19 protein-coding genes are annotated in these 23109 nt (G+C 54.2%); 13 read left to right on the forward strand and 6 right to left on the reverse strand.

Annotation, left to right across the window (positions count from 1 at the left end; all coding sequences use genetic code 11):
- Nucleotides 1–43: 43 nt before the first annotated feature.
- The 7 genes from nthB (at nucleotide 44) to ACIQT8_RS00800 (ending at nucleotide 4240) form a co-directional block, all read left to right on the forward strand.
- Nucleotides 44–748: a nitrile hydratase subunit beta gene (gene nthB, locus ACIQT8_RS00770; RefSeq protein WP_400962361.1), complete on the forward strand. Its 705-nt coding sequence runs from the start codon at nucleotides 44–46 to the stop codon at nucleotides 746–748.
- 13 nt (nucleotides 749–761) lie between these two features.
- Complete coding sequence (nthA, locus tag ACIQT8_RS00775) at nucleotides 762–1397, forward strand: nitrile hydratase subunit alpha (RefSeq protein WP_400962364.1); 636 nt, start codon at nucleotides 762–764, stop codon at nucleotides 1395–1397.
- On the forward strand, nucleotides 1397–1768 hold the full coding sequence (locus tag ACIQT8_RS00780; protein ID WP_400962367.1) for a nitrile hydratase accessory protein: 372 nt from the start codon (nucleotides 1397–1399) through the stop codon (nucleotides 1766–1768). The genes nthA and ACIQT8_RS00780 overlap by 1 nt, the downstream gene beginning before the upstream one ends.
- An 85-nt stretch (nucleotides 1769–1853) precedes the next feature.
- A complete protein-coding gene (locus tag ACIQT8_RS00785; RefSeq protein WP_400962370.1) occupies nucleotides 1854–2072 on the forward strand; it encodes a CbtB-domain containing protein in 219 nt (72 codons plus the stop codon).
- An 11-nt stretch (nucleotides 2073–2083) separates the two neighbouring features.
- Nucleotides 2084–2821 carry a CbtA family protein gene (locus tag ACIQT8_RS00790; RefSeq protein ID WP_400962373.1) on the forward strand — a complete coding sequence of 246 codons (738 nt, stop codon included), beginning with the start codon at nucleotides 2084–2086 and terminating at the stop codon, nucleotides 2819–2821.
- Nucleotides 2822–2854: 33 nt separating this feature from the next.
- On the forward strand, nucleotides 2855–3466 hold the full coding sequence (locus ACIQT8_RS00795) for a hypothetical protein (RefSeq protein WP_400962376.1): 612 nt from the start codon (nucleotides 2855–2857) through the stop codon (nucleotides 3464–3466).
- Between the two features lie 249 nt (nucleotides 3467–3715).
- On the forward strand, nucleotides 3716–4240 hold the full coding sequence (locus ACIQT8_RS00800) for a DUF1097 domain-containing protein (protein WP_400962379.1): 525 nt from the start codon (nucleotides 3716–3718) through the stop codon (nucleotides 4238–4240).
- A gap of 36 nt (nucleotides 4241–4276) precedes the next feature.
- On the opposite strand, the gene ACIQT8_RS00805 is transcribed toward ACIQT8_RS00800, so the two are convergent.
- A complete protein-coding gene (locus tag ACIQT8_RS00805) occupies nucleotides 4277–4885 on the reverse strand; it encodes a TetR/AcrR family transcriptional regulator (protein WP_400962382.1) in 609 nt (202 codons plus the stop codon).
- 201 nt (nucleotides 4886–5086) lie between these two features.
- On the opposite strand from ACIQT8_RS00805, the gene ACIQT8_RS00810 reads away from it, so the two are divergent.
- Nucleotides 5087–6178, forward strand: coding sequence for an NADH:flavin oxidoreductase (locus tag ACIQT8_RS00810; protein WP_400962385.1), 1092 nt, complete (start codon nucleotides 5087–5089; stop codon nucleotides 6176–6178).
- A 42-nt stretch (nucleotides 6179–6220) separates the two neighbouring features.
- Nucleotides 6221–6664: a VOC family protein gene (locus ACIQT8_RS00815; RefSeq protein ID WP_400962388.1), complete on the forward strand. Its 444-nt coding sequence runs from the start codon at nucleotides 6221–6223 to the stop codon at nucleotides 6662–6664.
- An 81-nt stretch (nucleotides 6665–6745) separates the two neighbouring features.
- On the opposite strand, the gene ACIQT8_RS00820 is transcribed toward ACIQT8_RS00815, so the two are convergent.
- Nucleotides 6746–7627, reverse strand: a complete 882-nt coding sequence (locus ACIQT8_RS00820; protein ID WP_400962391.1) for a LysR family transcriptional regulator — start codon at nucleotides 7625–7627, stop codon at nucleotides 6746–6748.
- 106 nt (nucleotides 7628–7733) lie between these two features.
- Between ACIQT8_RS00820 and ACIQT8_RS00825 the strand changes: the two genes are divergently transcribed.
- Nucleotides 7734–9230, forward strand: coding sequence for a CoA-acylating methylmalonate-semialdehyde dehydrogenase (locus ACIQT8_RS00825; protein ID WP_400962394.1), 1497 nt, complete (start codon nucleotides 7734–7736; stop codon nucleotides 9228–9230).
- Between the two features lie 279 nt (nucleotides 9231–9509).
- Here the strand turns inward: ACIQT8_RS00825 and ACIQT8_RS00830 are convergent, their stop codons facing one another.
- The 3 genes from ACIQT8_RS00830 to ACIQT8_RS00840 all read right to left on the reverse strand — a co-directional run bounded on the left by ACIQT8_RS00830 (nucleotide 9510) and on the right by ACIQT8_RS00840 (nucleotide 12341).
- Nucleotides 9510–9878 carry a nuclear transport factor 2 family protein gene (locus tag ACIQT8_RS00830; RefSeq protein ID WP_400962396.1) on the reverse strand — a complete coding sequence of 123 codons (369 nt, stop codon included), beginning with the start codon at nucleotides 9876–9878 and terminating at the stop codon, nucleotides 9510–9512.
- A gap of 22 nt (nucleotides 9879–9900) precedes the next feature.
- Nucleotides 9901–11517 carry an amidase gene (locus ACIQT8_RS00835; RefSeq protein ID WP_400962399.1) on the reverse strand — a complete coding sequence of 539 codons (1617 nt, stop codon included), beginning with the start codon at nucleotides 11515–11517 and terminating at the stop codon, nucleotides 9901–9903.
- 170 nt (nucleotides 11518–11687) lie between these two features.
- A complete protein-coding gene (locus tag ACIQT8_RS00840) occupies nucleotides 11688–12341 on the reverse strand; it encodes an SDR family NAD(P)-dependent oxidoreductase (RefSeq protein WP_400962402.1) in 654 nt (217 codons plus the stop codon).
- 79 nt (nucleotides 12342–12420) lie between these two features.
- On the opposite strand from ACIQT8_RS00840, the gene ACIQT8_RS00845 reads away from it, so the two are divergent.
- A complete protein-coding gene (locus tag ACIQT8_RS00845; RefSeq protein WP_400962405.1) occupies nucleotides 12421–13368 on the forward strand; it encodes a LysR family transcriptional regulator in 948 nt (315 codons plus the stop codon).
- A 328-nt stretch (nucleotides 13369–13696) separates the two neighbouring features.
- Entirely contained in the window at nucleotides 13697–19240 is a 5544-nt protein-coding gene (locus ACIQT8_RS00850; RefSeq protein ID WP_400962408.1) for a DUF3320 domain-containing protein, read from the forward strand.
- 611 nt (nucleotides 19241–19851) lie between these two features.
- Here ACIQT8_RS00850 and ACIQT8_RS00855 read toward each other — a convergent pair.
- Nucleotides 19852–21450: an anti-phage dCTP deaminase gene (locus ACIQT8_RS00855; protein ID WP_400962411.1), complete on the reverse strand. Its 1599-nt coding sequence runs from the start codon at nucleotides 21448–21450 to the stop codon at nucleotides 19852–19854.
- A 711-nt stretch (nucleotides 21451–22161) separates the two neighbouring features.
- On the opposite strand from ACIQT8_RS00855, the gene ACIQT8_RS00860 reads away from it, so the two are divergent.
- The gene (locus tag ACIQT8_RS00860; RefSeq protein ID WP_400964325.1) at nucleotides 22162–22416 is read left to right on the forward strand and encodes a helix-turn-helix transcriptional regulator; all 255 of its coding nucleotides are present in this window, start codon (nucleotides 22162–22164) and stop codon (nucleotides 22414–22416) included.
- The last annotated feature ends 693 nt before the right edge of the window (nucleotides 22417–23109 follow it).

Here is a 23109-nt window from a genome sequence, read left to right on the forward strand (position 1 = left end):
ACATCAGGAATGAGAAAAAGCAAGAGGAAGAAAGGGAACAATAATGATTGGGATTCATGACTGCGGCGGGTTTCACAACCTCGGCCCAATTAACCCCGTCGATGACGAGGTATTTCACGAGCGTTGGGAGGGCATGGTTTTCAGTATGCTCTTCGTGGCGGCTATCCAGGGAACCTGGGCCCTCGATGAGTTTCGACACGAAATCGAACTTATGCCAGCCGACCGCTATCTGAACACGATGTACTACGTTCACTGGCTCGAATCTATGGAAGAGCTCGTTATCCGGGACGGTCACGTCACGCGTGCTGAACTGGAAGAGCGTCAGAAAATGGTGCTGGCAGGGACTTTACCCGAGCCGCCGACAGCGGTGGATCCGGAGGTCCTCGAGAAACTGCGGCAAGGTGCAAAGGGTATCGCCTACGTCGGGCTGCAAGCCCGTCGCCCGGATGGCATCCAGAACTACAAGGTCGGCGACAAGGTGACGGCCCGTTTGAAGGCGGTCCCGGGCCACACACGCCTGCCACGGTTTGTTTGGGGCAAGACAGGCACGATCGTCTCTTATGCCGGTACCTACCCGATGCCCGACACAATCGCACATCGGAAGGGTGAAAACCCAGAGCCTTCCTACACTGTCGTGTTCGACGGCAAGGAACTCTGGGGTGAGCAGGCCGAGCCGAATTCTTCTGTCGTTCTCGATCTTTTCGAGAGCTACATGGACCCTGCTACCGATCTCAAAACTGCTGCTTGAAAAGGATTAGACTATGAACGTTCACTCTCACGATCATGGTGATGGTCATCACACGCACGATCTCTCGGAAGGTGAGGTCCGCGCTCGCGCGTTGGAATCCCTTCTCCGGGAAAAAGGAGTCCTGCAGGGGCCGATCATCGATGAAATCATCGATATGTACACCAACGACATCGGTCCGATGAACGGTGCTAAAGCTGTCGCGAAGGCATGGGTAGACCCGGAATACAAGCAGCGTCTTCTCGCCAACGCTACCGAAGCGGTTCGCGAACTGGGTTTCAGCGGTATGGAAGGTGAAAACCTCCGCGCAGTGGAAAACACCGACAAGCAGCACCACGTCATCGTATGCACTCTTTGCTCTTGTTATCCATGGCCAGTCCTGGGGCTTCCGCCGCGCTGGTACAAGGATACGCCGTATCGTTCGCGTGTCGTGCGTGAGCCCCGAAAGGTTCTGGCAGAGTTTGGCACGACCATCGGTGACGAAGTCGATGTCAAGGTTCTCGATAGCAACGTGGAAGTGCGGTATTTCGTCCTTCCGAAGCGTCCTGCAGGCAGTGAAGGCCTGTCGGAGGATGAACTGGCGAAGCTCGTCACACGCGATTCCATGGTTGGCGTGACGGTCCTCGCGCCGGTTTCCAAGGCTGCGGCGTGATGAGCGCGGCGGCGGTGGAATGCGCGACCGATACAGCCGGGGCGCGCGTCGACAAAAACATCAGCTCGATGACAGGCGAGATCGCAGTGCCGCGTAGCAACGGCGAACTCGTGTTTGATGCGCCATGGCAAAGCCGTGCCTTTGGTATGGCAGTCAGCATGTGCCAGGCGGGTTATTTCCCTTGGGACAAGTTCCGTGCGGAACTTGCAAAGGCGATCAAGGAGCAGGGGCAGAACGGGGTAGATGAATACTACCACCGCTGGCTTGATGCACTCGAAGCATGCCTGGAGCCTGCGAAGCTCTTCGAGCACGATGCGCTGCATGAACGCGAACACGAGTACCGCGATCACGTTCGTGATGAGGTGTTTTAAATCGCCAACCTCGAAGAAAGCGGCGACCAATAGGTCGCCGCACCACGAATAATAATCGAATAAACCCTTCAATGAGGAGAACAACATGCCTGCCTATCCATTCAATTTTCCGACCACTGAAACCGTCTATGAGCCGATCCCGGTCGCAAAAGTTGCGCCGTGGGCGATTTTTGGCGGTCTGATGCTCTTGCTCGCCATCTACTTCGTCGGCGCAGAGGAGGGCGTTGCCTCGATGCTGAACCTAAATCAGGTTCATGAGTTCGTGCACGATGGGCGGCACCTGCTCGCCTTCCCCTGCCACTGAGGGTCTCGATCATGGCCGGACAACTCCTTCTCAGAGGTATGATCGTTGGCCTGATCGCTGGCATTCTTGCCTTCGGGTTCGCTAGGTATTTCGGCGAGCCTTTGGTCGATCAGGCAATTGCTTTTGAAGAACAACAAAGCGAGGCGGCCGGCTTGGTTGCCGAACCCGAAGTTATCAGCCGGGCCACACAAGCCGGGCTCGGTCTCTTCACCGGGATTGTCGCGTTCAGCACGGCAGTTGGTGGGATTTTCGCACTCGCTTTCGCATTCGCTCACGGGCGGCTGGGGTCTTTGGGTCCAAGGGCAACGTCCGGGGTGCTCGCGCTGGCTGCATTCATCTCGCTGGTCACCGTTCCAATGCTGAAGTATCCAGCAAATCCGCCTGCTGTCGGGAGCGCGGAGACTATCGGCGCTCGAACGGAATTGTTCTTTGTGATGATTGTGGCATCAGTCTTTGGCATGGTCCTGGCTATCCTGGCGGCGCGGAGCCTTTATGCGAGGTTCGGCGGATTTAGAGCCATTGTCGTTTCGGGGCTCTTTTATGCTGCCTTCGTTACGATCGCGCTTTCACTGCTGCCTTCAGTGAACGAGGTGCCGGAGAACTTCTCCACATCCTTGCTCTGGGGCTTCCGTGCCGTGTCGCTCGCGATCCATTTTATCGTATGGCTGACGATTGGTGGTTTGTTCGGGTGGCTCGCAGAGAGAATCTTGGTCCAACAAAGCGTCCCCGCATCCGTCTACAATCGGTGATGTGCGCGCAAAAGGTTCGAGGGAGACTGCACTATGCATCTGTACCGGATCCTGATCCTCTTGCTGACATTGAATGTGTCAGCAGGGGTGGGGTGGGCTCACGGCAGCTATAAGCCTGGAAATACATCGGGCGTGGAGATCGGAAGTCTATCGCACGGTGAGATGGGCGTTGTGGCAGAGTTTCGAACTTCCATTCTCGCCGTCGCGAGAACAGTGGAGAAGACAGACTCGAAGTTTAGGTCACTTTTGAATTTCGAGGGCATTCAAAGAACGTACTGTATGTGGGGGATCATGCCTGGATCCAACACGGACGAGGGGAGCCCTTTCAATGAATGCTCCCACGCATACCTATCGGCTGCCAAAGAACTGCTCATGCATATGCGCACGATGCCAGATGTATCAAACCAAGCTGGCGATTTGATATCAAGGATTGATAGGGAAGCCACACTTCGTGGTGTCGCGTTCATAGGCTGCGAATACTCGGGCGAGGTATTCAATAGTGCCGAGGTGGTGACACCGCACTGGGAGAACGTTGCGGCTCATATGCCAACAATGCTCGCGTTTTCCGGGTTGACTGCTTTTCTCGCAGTCACGGCAGGTGCGGGATTTGTACGATTAAAGGCCTCTCCAAAGTCGGAGATTTAGCCGAAGCCAATAAGGCTCGGGCTGGGCATTTGGAGTGATTTTGATGATGGAGGACCTCTCCATCGTTCCTGAAAAATTGATGTAGTCGATACGGGAGGGCATCGCTTGGTCTCACGGTAGAGGATCCGTGTCTAACAAACTGCAGAACCAAACCTGCGAAGTGGCAGTCGTTGTTGCTCCGCATGGCTTTTGGATTGGGAGAACTAACTGGCCGCCAGGCGGTTCAGCTATAAACAAAGGGGAAATCGTATGAACATACGCTTCGGAATCAACGTCGGTCTATGGATCGGTGCGACGACTGGACTTTACTCTTTTCTCTACGCAATGACACCTTTAGGCGCGGCGGGGCTGCTACCCGTCACTTTCATTGCGCTTCCGATTTTTTTGAATGGTGGTGCCAAGAAGGAGGAATTCTTCAATTACTGCAGCAGTGCCATCATCGGAGTCGTGTGGGCAGCAATATTCATCTATGGGATTGGCTATGTTTCATCTCATGGAGTGCCGTCCGCAGCAACGACCGGAATCGTAATTTTCGTCGTCACGTCTGTTCTATGCGCGTTCCACTTGATTGTTACTCCGAAGGGACTTTGCAGCAGTATTCCGATGATGTTCGGAGCGATCGCGAGCACCTTTTTGATCGGTCTGGACAAATGGTACTTTATCGTCCCGACGCTCCTTCTTGGCATTACGCTCGGCTACATTAACAGCCTCGGCTTCAAGCTGGTTGACGCAGAAGGACGCTGGGTTTTCTTGGGTCGATCCAAGGCTGCTTGAAATGAAGGGGCGCTTTCGAGCGCCCCAAACGCAGTTTCAAATACTGGATCGTTGTTGTTCCAGTATTTGCGCGATGCGAAGACCAGCTTCTACAATTTCGTCGCGCGGGTCAGCGAAGCCACCGTCCATCCAGTCCACGCCAAGACCTAATAGCGCCCTAACAATGCCGCTCCGAAGGATTGGTGACGTATCAGACAGACTTCCACCCGTGGCTCGAACCAGGATCTGCCCAAACGATGTTCTCCATGAGGCACAGACTTCACTTGCAGATCGGCTGATGAAACCAGCGTCCACGGCGAACAGCTTTGCCGAGACAGGATCATTCATGATGTCTTGGAAATAAGCTTCTATGACAGCTCGTAGCGGGTTCCTTGATCCGTCCAGCGCCTCGGACAGCGTCGAAATGATCCTGTCACTCGTCCGCTTGTGCATGGCTATGAAGAGAGCCTCGTTTCCTGGAAAGCTCTCGTAAAAATACCTTTCAGTTAGTCCTGCTTCCTCACAGATGGCTTTGACGGTGGTCGAGTGAAATCCGCGCTGACCAAACAGCCGTTTTGCTGCGTCGAGAAGCTTCGTCCTTCTCTCGAGCCGTCGCGCTTCAGCGCTATCTCCTCGATATTGTCGTTTCACCTTGGTGACAGTCATCGAACAACCTTCTCGTTCCACGGCATCCCTACCACATCGAATACGCGTGCAAAAGGATGGTCTGACAGGCACGCATATAGGTTGGGCAAGCCTGAAATGCAATATTTGACAATATCTGTTGTCAGATGTATTTCCTCGATTAAGTTAAGGATAGCCCGCCATTGGAAGGCGGTTCCGTACCAAAGAACGAGGTAACGTACTGTGTCCGTGTCTGATTTGTTTGAGCCTGTGCCACTGCTGCACGGCGCGCCGATGAAAAATCGATTCATGTTGGGACCCCTTACAAATAGGCAAAGCGAACCCGACGGATTGGCGACCGATTATGATGTCGACTGGGTTACACGTGCTGCGCGCGGTGGTTACGCACTGACGCAGACTTGCGCCACTACTGTGGAAGCCGGGGGCAAAACCTTTCTCGGACAACTGGGAATTCACGACGATCGCCATCTGGCTGGTTTGAAGCGAATGGCTGAGGGGATCAGGCGCGGTGGCTCATTGTCAGCAGTCCAGATCCACCACGGAGGACATCGGGTCGACCCAGCGCTGGGTGGCATACCTGCGGCGGCCTCCGATGATCCCGTATCTGGCGCGCGGGCGATGTCAATCGAGCGCGTCGAAGAGCTTCGAGATAGCTACATCATGGCTGCCGTTCGTGCCGAACAGGCTGGTTTCGACGGAGTTGTTCTCCATGGAGCGTTCGGATTTGCCCTATCACAATTCCTGTCTCCCGCTCTGAACAGAAGGAGCGACCGCTACGGCGGATCTTTGGAAAATCGCTCGAGGATCATCTTTGAGATTATTGACGGCATCCGGAAGTTAACTGGTCCGAGTTTTCAGGTCGGTTTACGGCTGTCTGTTGAGCGTTTCGGTCTTGATCCGGAGGAGCTTCGAGACGTGGCCGCAGAAACGTTCCGGAGGCAGGCGATTGACTATCTCGACTTGGCTCTTTGGGATTCGAAGCAGCGGATGACCGATTTGACAGGAAGAGACAGGACGACTCTGAGCCTCTTCACGGAACTTTCTCGAAACGGGGTGAAAGTTGGTTCAGCCGGAAAGATCATGAGTGCAAAGCGGGCTGGAGAACTTGTCGACGAAGGTTGCGACTTCGTCGTGATTGGACGAGCGGCGATCCTCCATGCCGACTTCCCGCATCGAGTGCGAGACAATCCTGAATACGTTTCACCAACGCTTCCGGTTACGAAGCAATTTCTCGAAGGCGAAGGTCTTAGCCCACCGTTCATCGAGTACATGCGCTCTACGTGGCCGAACTTCGTTGATGTCGACGCAGCCTGAAAATCGATCGACCGCAGCAACCTCAAAGACAGGAAGAAGCATATGCTGAGTTATGTCATGGTGGGCTCTAACGATATTCCGAGAGCCGAAATCTTCTATTCTTCGTTTCTTCCCCAACTGGGATACGAACTAGAGATATGGAAGGGCAGGCTAATCTATTCACTCCCAGATGTGCCCGACCAACACAATGGCCCCGGTGCGTTCTATGTGATGCCCCCATTCGATGGAAAGCCTGCAACGGTTGGAAACGGCTCAATGACCGCGTTCAGAGCTCAAACACATCGTGAAGTAAACACGCTTCACGCTGAGGGCATTGCTGGTGGAGGTAGGGATGAGGGGGCTCCAGGGTTTCGGGAGGAATACGGCAATCACTTCTATGTCGGCTACCTCCGTGATCCCGATGGGAACAAGCTGGCGATTTTCTGCACTAACAAGAATGAGCCATCGCGCGATGACAGCCCGCTCCTAGGGAAACGCCATACCTAAAGTGAAGCCGCACAATGAAGATTGTGCGGCTTTCCTCGTTTTAATATTCACGTGCAAGTTTCCGCGCCCATTTTGTCCCGCTCACGCGAAGCGTGCAGATGCCTCATGGACGGCTTGCGAGATGAAGTCTGCCACGACGCGCACCCGGCTCAGACTACGGACGGATTCGTGATAGGACAGCCAGTACGACCGCGTTACCCGGACTGAAGGGAGGACTGGTATCAAGTCATCCCATTCCCGTGCGATGAAGCTGTGAAGAATGCCAATGCCTCCGCCAGCTCGAACGGCCTCGACCTGACCCAATGCGCTCGAAATCTCAAAGCCAGCATTCCAATCACGCGATACTTCCGGCGCATAGTGGAGTGACGGAGTGACGACGAGGTCCTCGACGTACCCTATTAGTCTATGGCCAGACAACTCGGACACATCGCCTGGGGCAGGGTTGCCATTCAAGTATGATTCACTTGCAAAAAGTGAGAGGCTGTAGTCGACCAATTTTTTGGCCACGAGTCTTCCCTGACTTGGTGGCTCCACGGTGATCGCAATATCAGCGTCACGCCTGGACAATGAAAAATAGCGCGGAACCGGAACGAGTTGAACTCTGAGGTCAGGGTGCCGGAGCACAAGTCGAGAGAGCGCGGGAGCCAGGAAGCTCACTCCGAAACCATCTGGCGCTCCGACCCTAACAGTTCCGGCGACTGTTACATCTTCGCCGCCCAGAGCGGATCGCGCAGAGTTCATCTCCGTCTCGATCCGTTCCGCAGAGAGAAGGAACTCTTCTCCCGCTGGAGTTAACTCACAACCATTCGTGCGTCTGAAAAAGAGCCTAGTCTTCAATGCGTCCTCGAGCGAGGTCACGCGTCGACTAACAGTCGCATGGTTTAACCCCAAGCGCTTTGCTGCCGCAAGGATTTGCCCGGCTCGCGCGACGGCAATGAAAACACGCACATCATCCCAGTCCATTTTCCACCTACTTCAATTTTTGCACAACGGATACGCATTTGCTGAGCTTGCATCAAGTTTTTTGAGAAGTCATTATCCCGGCCATCGCACGAACAGGAGGATCCAAATGCGTGAAGTCGGACATTTTATCGGCGGAAAGAACGTCGCCGGAACCAGTGGGCGGACAGCCGAGATTTTTCAGCCAATGGACGGCACTGTCCAGGGCACAGTGGCGTTAGCAACCCCTGTTGAGGTTCGTGCCGCTATTGAAAACGCAAAGGCTGCGCAACCCGCTTGGGCTGCGGTCAATCCACAGCGCCGCGTTCGCATTCTGCGTAAGTTCCTCGAACTCGTTGAAGCTGAGATGGATTCCCTGGCCGAATTGCTCGCTCGCGAACACGGCAAGACTATTCCTGACGCAAAGGGCGACATTCAGCGCGGCCTCGAAGTTGTCGAAGTCTGCCTGGGCGCAGCTCACATGCTCAAGGGTGAATTCACCGACAACGCTGGTACTGGAATCGATGTTTACTCCATGCGCCAGCCGCTGGGCGTTGTTGCTGGCATCACACCGTTCAACTTCCCTGCCATGATCCCACTCTGGAAGGCAGGCCCGGCGATTGTTTGCGGCAACGCATTCGTGTTGAAGCCTTCCGAGCGTGACCCGGGCGTTCCGATGCGTCTCGCCGAACTGTTCATCGAGGCGGGTTTGCCTGCGGGCATCTTCAACGTTGTCAACGGCGACAAGGAAGCCGTAGATTCGATCCTCGACGATCCGGATATCAAGGCGGTAGGTTTCGTGGGCTCTACGCCGATCGCTCAGTATATCTATAGCCGTGCATCGGCCAATGGAAAGCGTGCGCAGTGCTTCGGTGGTGCGAAGAACCACATGATCATCATGCCAGACGCTGACATGGACCAGACGGTCGACGCACTGATCGGTGCTGGATACGGTTCTGCCGGCGAACGCTGCATGGCCATTTCGGTCGCTGTACCAGTTGGTCAGGAGACTGCGGACCGACTGCTTGAGAAGCTTATTCCGCGTGTCGAGAGTCTTAAGGTCGGCCCGTCTACGGACCTCAAGGCCGATTACGGTCCAGTCGTTACGAAGCAGGCTCTCGAGCGTATCAAAAGCTATGTCGACCTGGGCATCAACGAAGGCGCAAAGCTGGTTGTCGACGGCCGCGGCTTCAAGATGCAGGGCTACGAAGAGGGCTACTACATGGGTGGGTGCCTGTTCGATAACGTCACGCCTGACATGCGCATCTACAAGGAGGAAATCTTTGGCCCGGTGCTGAGCGTAGTTCGCACAAACAACTACGACGAAGCGCTTCGCCTGCCCAATGAACACGAATACGGCAACGGTGTCGCGATCTTCACCCGCGACGGCGATGCTGCACGCGATTTCGCATCGCGGGTTCAGGTCGGCATGGTCGGTGTCAACGTTCCGATCCCTGTTCCGATCGCTTACTACACCTTCGGCGGCTGGAAGGCCTCCGGCTTCGGCGATCTCAACCAGCACGGACCAGATGCGTTCCGCTTTTACACAAAGACTAAAACCGTAACTTCTCGCTGGCCGTCTGGCGTGAAGGACGGAGCGGAGTTTGTAATCCCGACAATGCGATAATCCCTCCCAAGAGGCTGTCCGAACCGCCGCGTAGATCGTACGCGGCGGTTTTTTTATCTCGAGATCTAGGTGACGCGCGTCTGGTGCACACAGAGTTTGCAAACAATCTATCACTCGCCGCAACGGGGTTCGTTCAGGATTGACGGGAGCACAGGAGGCGGGAAGCGTCTTGATCGGGCGGTTTGAAATGGACGTGTGGTAGTGTCTCAACAAGTTGGCGGCCCGCGTGCGACAGTGCATCACGGGCCGCCAAGTCTGGCTAGATCAACCTCTCTTGTCTTAGGTCGGTAACGCTGTCGCCTGCCAAGTCAGCATTTTAGGCCCGGAAGCGGTCTTCACCCAGTTGCAGCAATAACGGATGTGCAGATCCGCCTGAACACCCGCACGCAATACAATCATGTCCAAGACACCTGCAATGGCGACCGCGTCACCGCACGTAGCAACACTTTCGACTGCGTTCCGAATATCCAGATAGCGCAAGCGCCCATCCTTAACTTTCGCAATGAAGTCGGTCTTGGTGTCGATGTTTCCTGCGGTATGGATGTAAAGGCAGCCGTCGGCCATCATTACGTCAAGCATGTCAACATCCGCATTCAAACAAGCTTGAATGCGCTTCTGATCGGCCTCAAGCGCTTCATTCTTTGTCACGTCCATTCCTCCTAAGAGCGGGTCAATCTGGTTCATTTTGGAAAGCTTGTGCCAATGTCAGAAGCTTATGCTCCTCAAACTTCTTGCTCACGAGCATCATGCCAACGGGCAGATCGCCGATGGTGCCGCAAGGTATCGAAAGGGCAGGGTGTCCGGTTACATCGAAGACCGCGGTGTTGTGCATCATGGTCAGTGCGTTATCCAGCACGAAGGATTCATCAGCATCAAAGTCATGGGGGTAAGCGGTCCTGGTAATCGTGGGCATGACCAGGATATCCACGTCTTTGAAAACATCGTCATATGCTCTGAGCAATTTGAATCGGAGATTCTGTGCGAAAGCGTATAGTGATGTGTTGTGGCGCTCGCTAAGATACTTTCCCAACAAAGCGACCGACTTCACGGTCGGGGACATCTCGTCTGCGTTTTCTTGTTTGGCTCGCGCGTAAGTATTGACGAGATCGATGTCATGGGTCCCATTGGTACCCAAAGCCACCGTATTTTGTTCCAGCATGACTCCCCATGCACCTTCCGTGGCAATCATTCCCCAAACGTCAATACCGTCCATGTGCATCGGGATTGAAACATGATGTGCCGAGCACCCTAAGCTTTTGATTTTCTCGATTGCCCGATTGACTAATTGGTAGACCGCTGGATCCCCTGAGGAATCTCGAAAACCCTCTTCAAGTACGCCAACCTTCAGCCCTGCTGCTGATGTGGTAATGGCGGCCATGTAATCTGGAAGAGCGGCTCCAAGAGAGTGTTGTCTTGCATCTATCCCATCAGGACCCGCCATGACGGTGAGCAATCGCGCGATCTCCTCGACGGTATTTGCCATTGGGCCAAGATGATCGAGCGTTGGTTCGATAGGAAACGCACCAGTATAGGGAACCAGGCCCCAGGTTGGCTTTAAGCCTATCACACCGCACCAAGCACTTGGTATCCGAATAGAGCCTCCTTGGTCTCCTCCCACCGCCATATCGCATTCTCCGGCGGCGAGTAGTGCTCCGCATCCGCTAGATGAGCCTCCCGACATGTGTCTAGGATTGCGCGGGTTGAGGACTGGAGAAGGCTTTGACGTATGAGACCCGCCCGAGAAGCAGAGGTCTTCATTGACAGCTTTACCGACGATCTCGCCGCCTGCTGCCAAAATGCGATCGATCACCGTGGCGTTGGCGCTAGGGCAGTAGCCTTTCAGCAGATTGCTACCATTCTCCATTGGCATGCCGGCAACTGCGACGTTGTCTTTGACAACAATGCGCTTGCCAGAAAGCAGTCCCTCATTTGCCGACTTGATCGAACCTTTCCAGGCCCATGCTCCAAAGCTGTTCTCTTTTCCACTGGGGCGGTACCCCAGCGTTTTGCTGGTAGTGGTTGCACGGAGCGGAGCGTACTTTTGCAAAATGCGGTTGTAGCTCTGGACACTCTTCGCGGCTGACGCGAGATAGGTATCCTTCTCTCGCTCGCTCAGGTTTAGACCGTATAACGATGCTATTCGCTCAAAATCGGCTTTTGTAGGGTTTTCAATCACATGCTTCTCCCAGTTCTTTTGTAGTTGGGCCATGCCAACCTCTGCTTTATGCCTCCTCCAAATAAACTGCTCGAAACGAGTGGGCTGATAAGTATATTCATAGGAAGCCATCGTCCGGTTCTACCAGCTCAAGCAATTCTCATTGGTTATGCAAATCTGTGTACTGCCTGTGCACGCATGCACAGGCAGTAGTCTGCGAACATAGCAAAACCGCCCCAAGTGGGGCGGTATCGAAGTATGATAGAATGATGGGTTAAAGCGCTGCCGCCCCATGGGCTGGGTCACGGCTCGTAAACTGTCTCTACAGTCCAATCATCTACTGATTGAGCGTGCAGCTTCCAGAAGTGTTCTGCAATGTCCGAAGTTTGGCTCGTTCCTGGTGAAACAAAGCCTGCCACCGTTACGGTTGCGACGTGTACGCCGTGCGCCTTGTAATCTTCGAACAGACCCTGAGCGAGTGCCCGAATGCCTGCCTTGCCGATGCTGATCGACAAATATTCTGGATGCGGGAACAAGGCGAAGCCACCGCCTGTCAGCAGGATCGTTCCCTCCTTCTTTTCGCGCATTGCGGGACCGGCAGTCTGGATCGCCGCCAGTGCACCACCGATGTTGACGGCGAGGTCATCGACGAATGTGCCGAGTGGCTGGTCAGCAATTGTCGCGTGCCGAAGGGTTGCAGCGTTATAGTGAAGTACGTCGATCTGGCCGAAGTTTTTTTGAACATTTTTGACCAGCGTCGCCACTGCGCTTGGCTTTGAGGCATCGACATGTTTGACGACTACTTCGCCACCCTTTGCTCTGATTGCCTTAGCGATTTCATCCGTTTTGCCTGTGTCGCGGGAAGCCAAAACTACGCGGAAGCCCTCAGATGCGAAACGGGCAGCCGTTTCGATACCAATGCCAGGGCCAGTGCCGATGCTCAGGAAAGTTTTCATAGTGTGCTCCTTGTGAAACGATGAATGGAGCATACACTGGCTTCGAGGTCGCATAATCTGGGTTGAAGGCAGTAGACAGATGCAAAATTTGCAGCAATTTGATATCGAGGGTTTTCAGATTGAGGAGTTGCAAGCCTTCGTCGCGGTGGTGCAAACCATGAGCTTTGCGGCGGCTGCAAAGGCTTTGCAAAAAGACGCGTCGGTAATCTCGAAACGTATCAAGAGCCTTGAGCAAAGACTGCAAACGCCGCTTTTTGTACGCACGACGAGGCGGGTGGGGGTAACCGAGGCTGGAGAGCTCTACTATCACCGCATAGAGACAATCCTAGGAGAACTGCTGAGTGCAGGGAGGGAAATCACCGATCTTGCCGCGCGCCCACAGGGCCTCCTACGCATTTCTTTGCCGAATACATTCGGCCGTCGGCGCATTTCTACGCTCTTACCGCAATTCATGAAAATGTACCCTGATCTGCGAATAGACGCACGCTTCACGGATCGTTTCGTCGACGTTGTGGCGGAGGGCTATGATGTTACCATTAGGTTGGGCAAGATGAGCGATAGTTCGCTAACGGCGCGGAAAGTCGCAAGCTACCGCAATGTTCTCGCAGCTTCTCCAAATTATCTTAACGAGAGGGGGCGACCACAGCATCCGGACGATCTGAAAGCCCATGCTTGTCTAGGCTTTGTCAGTCATGCATCCTGGCCAGACTGGCCACTCAGGAAAGGTGGTCTGTCTGAGACCGTCCGCCCCACAGGACCTCTTGTTACGGATAATTCGGAACTGGTCCTCGAAGCCGCACTACAAGATGCTGGCATCATCCTCGCACCAGACTGGCTTATCGGGATGCACTTGGACTCTGGAACCCTTGAAGAGATCTTGCCTGGCTGGGCGGGGCCGTCGGATTTCGGAGTCTACATCGTTTTGCCCCCTGGAAGGATGATTCCAGCCAAAACGAGGGCGTTTATTGACTACGTCTCAGATGCATTTGCATCCTATCGAAAACTCGATGGCGGGGTTGAAAGGTGATATCCCCCGTCGACCCAGAATGAGGGGGAAGGCGCTTCAGAAAACAGCGCTGCAACATTGACGGTATCAAAGCGCCACCAGCCGTCGCGCATGAGGTTTATTCGTCTTCTCCAGCCAAATTGAAACGGAACGGCCCAGCAGACACTGATTTTCTAATGTAGAATGGCAATTGTTTCCCCCAACGCTCCCAAATGCTGGAATCCCTGCCGCCCCAAGCTCTCGCGTTTATGTTTAAGCATATTGAGAATAAACGGTGAAGTTGCTTTCCCGAGTCTGGACCGCAACGCTTGTTTGTGCATCATTCGCATCAAAGGGAATGGGGTAGTGCATGTCTGATAGTATTGTCGACGAGAACGTTGTTGAGCAGTCTGTGTTCAACAGCAGCTTATCTGTAGAAGCCAAAATTGAACGGGCAAGGACAGAACTGCTTGATCTGTCAGCAAGGAACAGGCTCTTGAACGTTCCGCGCTTTTCCAAAAGCGCCAAGACTGTCGACATCGTAGATGAGCACTCATCAGAGATATTCAAGATACTTGTAGTAGATGGAAAGGCCATGACGTTCCTTGCGGGCGCAAAGGGGCGTGAACAAAAGGATGGCGAGCCGAGCGAGGAGCTGATTGAGCTCGCGCTCCCTGACGACGATGATCGGGATGAGAGTGGCAAGCTGGTCCGTCACAGTGACACCAAGCTACAAACCCGGATGACCCCCAATGCACTACAGAAGCGTTTGCTCGACCTCTACTTTGACGCTCGGACTCTCGAGGAAGAACAAGGTGTCAATATTCTGTACCTTGGCCTCGGAACGTTGAAATGGATCGATCCTAACAACGCCGAAAACATTCGATATGCGCCCCTAATCCTCGTTCCGGTGTTCTTGGAGCGGGCAAGCGCAGCAGAACGTTTCAAACTGCGAGCCCGATCGGAAGATTTTGCATCGAACCTTTCGCTGGAGGCTTTTCTCGATCGCGTACACAAGATCCGCATGCCGGAGTTCGAAGCAACTGATGACTTCTCCTTGGATGAGTATGTCAAGCAGGTTGCTGCAGCGATTACGGTTAAGCCTGGCTGGTCCGTGCAGCAGGACGACATCGTTCTCGGATTTTTTTCCTTCGCAAAATTCCTCATGTATCGCGACCTTGATCCTACACTTTGGCCCGCGGATGGAAAATTCACTGATCGCCCTCTTATCACGTCCCTTGTCTCGGACGGGTTCTCTCGGCACGAGGATCTACTTTCAGAAGATGATAAGATCGATGCCCATATCCAGCCGTCGGAAATGACGCATATCGTCGATGCCGACAGCTCGCAGACCATTGCGATTCACGAGGCTAGACGTGGGCGCGACATTGTTATCCAAGGGCCGCCCGGCACAGGCAAGTCGCAGACTATCGCCAATATCATTGCTTCAGCGGTAGCAGATGGCAAAACCGTCCTTTTCGTAGCCGAAAAGATGGCAGCACTCGAAGTCGTGAAACGCCGCCTGGATCAAGCAGGTGTGGGCGATGCTTGCCTTGAACTCCACTCCAGTAAGGCAAATAAGCGTGCAGTACTTGGAGAACTTCAACAGGTCTGGGAACTGGGTGCTCCCAAGGGAGAAACCGCGGATGCGGTGAACAGACGACTTCTTGAAGCTCGCGACGACCTTAACGCCCATCCTGAGCGGATGCACCGCGTATATCTGCCTTATGCGCTCACGCCGTACCAAGTCATAGGACATCTGTCTCGCCTTCGGCAAATGGGGATACCTCCATCGGAGATCGAACTGCCGGAGTCTGCGAGTTGGTCGCCTGAGGTTCAGGGCAGAATTGTCTCAGTGCTCACTGAACTGGCGCAGCGCATTGATGATATCGGGCTCCCCGCGCAGCATGCCTGGTACGGCACTGGGCTTGAGGCAATCACGCCTCTCGACCTAGAGCGTCTCATCAAACGTTTGCGCGAAGCAGTAAACGATGTCGGCTTGCTCCGCGAAGCAATGAACGCTGTGACAGAAGCTCTCCATCTCGAGCCCGTTGCGTCTATTGCTGAATTTTCTGGTGTTTATGAACTTTCCCGCCGTGTTGCGACCGCGCCGGATGAAATTTCATCTGAGGCACTCGCTTCACCTGTTTGGGAAACGTCCGCAAGTGAGATCACTGGGATCGTCCAAGAGGGTTCAAAGTTCTACACGTTGTCGAACGAGATCCGTGCAAATCTGACTGACGACGCTTGGAGCGTAGATCCGCAATCCATGCTGCGACAGTTCAAGCAGCTTCCTGTCGAATTTCCTCACAGCGGCTTCAAGGTGATTCAGCAGATCGACACGTTGTTACCCCGTTTCCTTCAGGCGGTTGTCTCTTTGAAGCAGATGCTGGGGGTTGATGCGTCTTCAACGATAGGATCGATAGGGCGGCTTGTCGCCATCGGCGAGCGCGTTGCAGAGGCACCTGACGCAAGTCCGGATGCATTCGTTGCCGCGATCTGGGAACGTGGATTGGAGCAGGCAAGTGACCTTGCCGAGTCTGTAACTGTTTACAGGCGGATCAAATCTGAATTGGATGGTAAACTGGCTGACCAGGCCTGGGACATTGACCTCACGCAGGCCCGGACAGCCGTCGCCGTCCATGGCCAGAAGATGTTCAAATTCTTGAGTGGCGATTGGAGAAAGTCGAAAGCCATCCTTCGCACAGTCATGCCCGAGTCTACGCCAGAAGAAACGGTTCGTTTGCTCGACCTCCTGCAAAAAGGAAAACAGGCTCGTCTCGCAATAAAGGATGGAGATGGCCTTGGGAGGGGGGCATTCGGGGCGGATTGGAGAGGTGAACGAACTGACCCGCAACCGTTGGAAAACCTCGTCCTATGGATGAGAAGCTTGCGCGGACTTGGGCCAGAGGCTCGTACCATTGCAAGCAGATTGACCGACAAGGGGGCGCTGAAGGCGCGATGCGAGCAGGTTAGAGGGTTGCTGGAGGAAATGCGCCGTCTCCTCCTGTCTCTCTGGGCTGATATGGGAGATCAAGCCGGACCGCTTCTGCGCGACGCGGCAGGTCCAGAAGACGTTATGCTTGCCCAGGTCGCTGCCGTCCTGAAGGAAGTAGCCGCTGCCGATGATGCTTTTGTCCCACTGGCTCGCAGTCTGCCAGAATGTAACGGTGACCGAGTTGAATGGCTGGAACGTCTTTCAGATGCGCAGGCGCGTAAGAAGTATCTCGACGGTGCAGGCGAAACCGCAGCCGCGGCGTTCGGCACTCTCTGGAATGCTGATAAATCTAAATGGGAAAGCCTCTCTGCCATAACCGAGTGGGTAGCAAGCAATCGCGATATCCGCGTTCTCGCAGCCCGTGTGCTAGACCGGATTGATGTCGCTGCCAGGGCGAAGAAATCCTCGGACGAGGCGACCGCATTTGGGGTGCAGATCTCGGAAATTCTGTCATTTCTTCAAGCAGACAGCCAGTTTCTTTTCAATGCCGATGAAATTGCCTCAGTGTCTCTCGCTTCACTGAGTGATCGTATGAATTGCTGGATTGAAAACGAAGAGCAGCTATCAAAGTTTGCCGCCTATAACGGTCGTGCACACGACGCTACGCGTCTTGGAGTCGGATTGGTCGTTGAACGCCTTCAAGATGGGCGCATTCTGACTTCCGAGGTAATCCCACATTTCGAGATGGCTTTCTATGAAGCCATCCTTCGGCATCAGCACTCTCGGGATCCCGAGCTGGCAAGATTCGACGGCGAAGTTCATGGTCGCTTGGTCAGCGAGTTCGCAGATCTCGACCGGAGTCGAATGCGGCTTTCGAGACTGGAAGTCGTTAGGGCGCATCATCGAAAAATCCCGCAGGTTAGTGGTATTGGACCAGTGGGCATTTTGCGTGGAGAAATGGCGCGCCGACGCAACCACATGCCAATTCGCCAACTCATGCAGCGGGCATCACCGGCGATACAGGCACTGAAGCCTGTGTTCATGATGAGCCCACTTTCGATCGCACAGTTTTTGCCGCCAGGCGTTCTCGAATTCGATATGCTGGTCATGGATGAGGCTAGTCAGATTCAGCCTGTCGACGCTCTAGGTGCAGTCGCACGCGCCAAACAGGTCGTAGTCGTCGGCGATGAACGCCAGCTACCGCCGACGAAGTTCTTTTCGAAGATGACTTCGAGTGGCTCAGACGATGACGACGAGCAGGAAGGCGCGAACGTTTCGGACATCGAAAGTATCCTCGGGCTCTTTTCTGCACGAGGACTGCCGGAAAAAATGCTCAGGTGGCATTATCGTAGTCGGCACCAGTCGCTCATTGCTGTTTCGAATTCGCAATTCTACGACAGTAAGTTGTTCATCGTACCCAGCCCGTACACCCAGGAAGCTGGCATGGGTCTGAAGTTCCACCCGGTAACAGGCGGAGTGTTTGAAGATGGAGCGAACAAGGTCGAGGCGAAGGCGGTGGCTGAAGCTGTTATCCGCCATGCGCTGCATTCACCACAGCTTTCGCTAGGTGTGGCGGCGTTTTCCATCAAACAGCGGCGCGAAATTCAGGATCAGGTGGAATTGCTCCGCCGCCTGAATCCTCAGACAGAAGAGTTCTTCCACGCACATCCTCACGAGCCTTTCTTCATTAAGAACCTTGAAAATGTTCAGGGTGATGAACGTGATGTCATTATCATTTCCGTCGCTTATGCAAAAAATGCGCAAGGCTATATGGGGATGCGATTTGGTCCGCTGGGTGCGGACGGCGGCGAGCGTCGGCTGAATGTCTTGATCAGCCGAGCCAAGCGCAGATGTGAAGTGTATTCTTCGATCACGGATGAAGACATCGATCTTGATCGTGCTAGAGGGAAGGGTGTTTTCGCCTTCAAGCTTTTTCTGCACTACGCGCGCACAGGTCGTCTCGCTATGAGTCAGCGCACTGACCGGGAGATGGACAGCGTATTTGAAGAGCAGGTCATGACCGCCCTACAAAACCGCGGTTACCAAGTTCATCCGCAAGTCGGTATCGCAGGGTTTTTCATCGATCTTGCTGTCGCTGACGAAGCCGTGCCTGGACGCTATTTGCTTGGAATTGAATGTGATGGTGCAGCTTACCACGATTCAAGATCCGCGCGAGATCGGGATCGTTTGAGACAGGCCGTTTTGGAGGATCACGGCTGGACGATCCATCGCATCTGGAGCGCTGACTGGTTCCAACGCCCGAAAGCCGAACTCGAGCGGCTTGTCGAAGCTATCGAAAAAGCAAAAGCCGATGTCCTTGCGCACGGCAGCGAGGGCCACGCTAACGCCCGGGCGGTTCCGGTTGAGGTAGTTACCATTGAGCGTTCGACAGTCACGGAAATCGGACTTCAGCCTGTCTCTTTCGAGAGTTCCACACCTGTGTACGAAGAAGCTTCGCTGAAGGCGAACTTCAAATACGAGCTTCACGAAGCGCCGATGGGCATCCTCGTAAGTCTCGTCAATAACATGGTTGAACTTGAGGGGCCCGTTCATCGCGATGAAGTCATCACGAGAATTCGTTCAGCGTGGAACCTTCAGCAAGCAGGAAGTCGGATCCGATCACATGTTGGTCGCGCTATCGATATGGCGGTGAAAAGTGGGCAAGTTTATCTCTCCGGTGATTTCCTCACCTGGCCGGGAGTAGACGTGAAGCTGCGCGACCGCAGTTCGGTGACTTCACCAAGCCTGCGCAGGATCGATATGATACCGCCCATGGAAATTGATGAGGGGCTTCTCGCGGTTCTTGAAACGAGCTTTGGCGCGACTGAGGATGAGGCGGTGAATGCAATAGCGCGCGGACTTGGATTCAAATCAACGAGCAGCCAACTGAGAGATGTGATCAGCAAGCGCATCCATCTGTTGAAGTCTGAAGGCAGGATTCAAACGAAAGACGGTATGCTGACCACAGTTCAATGAGCGCCGTGATGCATAATGTCCGTAGATACCTCACTCAGCCCAGATCGAGCTTGAGAAATTTCGTCATTCTTACTCTGTTGTCGCTTGCAGGTTTTTCTACAACAGCTCTTGCCGCTAATACTCCTTGTAGCGGCGGCAAGGGCGGCATTGCGAGGTGTCAGGGCGAAACCTTCATATGCAACGACGGCTCGGTCAGTGGCAGCAAAAGATCGTGCACGGCTTACATGGGTGGAGCAGTAGGGCTGATGGGCAACGGAAGCCAATCCAATATGTCGCCGGCAGCGGGCGGTGAGTGTAGTTGCAGATCTGGCGCGTACTGCACGGGTCCGCGCGGGGGGCGTTATTGCATTTCTGATGACGGATCAAAAAGCTATCTACGAAAATGAACTGCAGAGACAAATGAGCAATTCTTGGAACGCGAGCCTTTTTGGGCCGCCGGAGGGCTCCTATGGACGAAGTTCGTTTTTCATCCCGGATGTTCTGATGAGCAGATACTAGGCGGGCTTGCGAAGAGGACGGAGCGTTCAAGGAGTTCATCTATTTTCATTCGCTCGGGATTATGGAGAGGTGTGAAGCCTGCTCCGAACCACGAGCCTTCCGCGATTTCAACGCTAGTTCGTCGACAGCGGATCCTTGGGGTTGCGAGTCCTTCTTGAGGACGGCTTCACCGCTGTTGGAGCCTGGACTGACTCCTTCGAAAGGTTGAGGATGTTTTCCACGACAAGCGATATCGCCGGCTCTTCGTTGGCGATATAGGAAGGACTTCTATCTTCGATTCTGGGGACCGGTTTCTTCTCGGCCCATGGAATTGCCTTACCGTCGGAACCCTTACGCTTCCTCTTCTCAAAGATGTCGCGGTAGCGGCGAGGGGAGATGCCAATGAACGGCTCGAAGAGAACCTTCGTATATTGTTCGGATGGTGAGAAGGTTATCGAATCCTCGTGGAGGTCTTTCGCGTGGCTCTTGGGATAGGGCTCTAGGAAGACGACTCGCCGTACACCGGAGGACACGATGTGCTTCGCGCACATGTGACAGGGGAAGGTAGTCGTGAACATGATCGAGTCCGCCAAAGCCTTTCCCTTGCGGGCGGCGTCCGTGATCGCAGACATCTCAGCATGGATAATGCGGCCGAACTCAATAATATCCATGATCCTCGAATCCGAGATGAGCCGCTCGGTCATCATCTTTTTGACCTGGTTCGCGGTGGCTCCCTCTTTCTCGAGTTTGTCGGAGAGATATTCGAGCTGGCCCATGCGGTCGACTAGGTCATGAAGCAACCGGAGCTTTCGGCTATGATTGCCATCCTCTCCTTCCTCGAAATCTCGGTGGGGCGAGCCAACATCGTCGCACCAGTAGGTTCCGCCAAATGCTTTCGGCACTTCGTTGCAACCCAGCGTGATGACCTCTCCCCGTTCCGAGAAGATCGCCGCTCCGATCTGCCGTGATAGGTCAAGCGACCGTAGGGACGCGCCTGCGGCAGCATACATTCCGTACTCGGCCTTTGTTGGTGACAGGCCATTATGGCCGAAGAACGCGTTCACGAATCTTTCTACCACTTCCTTCGCCTCCCGTCCTCCCCGGCCAGGAACGAAAACGTCCCCGAGAGGGAAGACATCGGATACGCGTTGACCGAAGACCTCATCGACCTCATTGTGATCTCGGGCGATAAGGCCGATGGCTTCCTTCTCCGCCTCCTCGTCTTCGATGATGGCGGTACCAAATCCCTTTATCTTCCTCATGAGTTCGCGGCGACGTTCGTCGGGATCGGAATAAATCGAGACCTGGACGAACTTCCGACCATAGACTGCGCGGAGAAGGGTGATCTCCTCCTCTCGTTTGAGCTGCCGAATGATATAAGCTGTACCTAAAGCCGGCTGGTCGGGTTGGTGCTTACCGTTGCGGCGGGTTCTCACGCGTCGAATGTCGCTAATTGCTAGACAGGCGAGTGCGGCGTTATTGTTTACGCTGCGTCGAACCGTGTCCGCTTGACTGATGAGCGACGCATATCTGTTCACGTAGCTGGATTCATCAATCACAATCTGCGGCAATACGTCTCGCATTACCTGTGTGATGTGGATGACCTCGCTGGCGTACTGGACTTTCGCCAGTGCTTCCGTCAGAAACGCCATGACCGCGTCGAGGTCGACACCGATCGGGCCGACGAGTCCTATGACTATTTCCGGATTGTCGACTGTCGCTGTAGTTGTCACTCTAGCTCCTAGGGAACATTTAAGACTCTGGTGCGATTATCCATATCGCTAGTTCGTTAATATCGGTATTATCGAGTCGGATCACTTGGAGGGTGTAGTGATGAAATTAAACCTTGCCGTGCAAGATAAATCCTCAAGCCAGCAGCGTGGCGACGAACTGCGCGCGATTATGAGAGACGCTGTCAAAAACGTGCTCGAGCGCCCAGAGACCCTCCGCGGTCCTTACGTTATCCGCGACGCAGATCTGAAGGCTAGTAGCGGTCGCTGAACAGCTACTGAGCGCCTTTGGGGGCGAGGACAGGCGCTCGCAGGGCTTCCATGTGTCTTCGTGCTCCCACTGTCGCTTTGGCTAAACCGCCTAATTTTCACGAAGAAGTTCACTGATATCGAGCATTGTCGACTGTGGGGAGATCCGCAAAGAAGGGTTCTGTGCTTTCGCGACCGTAACTGTAGAAAATCAGTCGCGAGCAATCCGGTACCAACGACGACTCCGTGTTCGCTTCGTCGTGATACGAAGCTGACTCTGTGGGTATGTTTGCTGAAGGGTTTGTCCGCCTCAACTCAATGAAGTAGCGCGTTGTACCCGACGTGCGTTTCATCTGTAACAAAAGACATTTTTCGCCTGACCGTGTGAATCCTTAATTGTTGACAACAGGATACGATGTCGGCTGGGATGCGAACATGGATTCGATTTCTGAAATTACGCGCACGATGCGTGCCGCTCGAGCTCTTCTTGGAATTAGTCAAGAGGAGCTAGCTGCGTGTTCCGGGGTGAGCAGGCAGATAGTTGCGCGCATGGAGCGAGGCGAAGAGAATATCACCGCAGATAGCATAATGATTGTTCGCAGAGCCCTCGAGGCGAATGGGATCGTGTTCCTTCCGTCGAACAAAGAGAGAGGTCCTGCCGTTGCAGAAAGGAGATCAGTGCAATCTGCAGCAGTATTGCCTACGGTGAGTTCGGAATAGGGTCTGCTGCAGCGAATGTTTCTAGTTGGTTGACTATCGTGTCCAATTTTCTGAAACAGTTTCTGTCTTCAATCTCAGTCCAAGTAAATTCGCGATCGATGCCTCCAATTCGAGCGCAGGCAATTAGTTGCAGCGACTGCGACGGTATCCACGACTGCTGCGTCCAAGAATGGCCGACGATATGCCGGTCTAAGCCAGGTTGTTGGGGCTCAAACTTACCGTATCCCACGTATCTCATATTTTGCATTACGCAGTTCTCGACCAAGGCCAGCCCGACCGGGATGCCACCGATGTCGCAAACAGTCGGTGATAAGGTCCTCCAAAGGGGAGCAGACAGTGGTTGTTTCTCACTCTTCGGATATCTGGGATCGACGAGGTTTCTCAACGTCGTGCCACGTGCTGAGGCAATGAGAGTTGCATATCCTCTTTTATCGAGGGTGGAGATTAACTCCGCAAACAAACTCAAGGAGCGCTCGAGCGTACGCACGGAGACTATCAGGTCCAGCGTATTCCTCCGCCTAGGCTTCAGATATCCGTTAGCATCAGATGTAGCGTCTGTGAGAGCTTCCCGCGTATGGCGAATTGCCACACCTGATGGAATGTCGTCTAATTTCGGCGCGAGACGATACAGTGGCGAGAGATTCTCGCTGCGCCCCCGGGCCGGTCCCCCCCAGTTGTTGGGCCTTAGCGGAG

Origin of the sequence: Agrobacterium sp. NPDC090273, assembly GCF_044772305.1 — a bacterium.
GTDB lineage: Bacteria > Pseudomonadota > Alphaproteobacteria > Rhizobiales > Rhizobiaceae > Agrobacterium.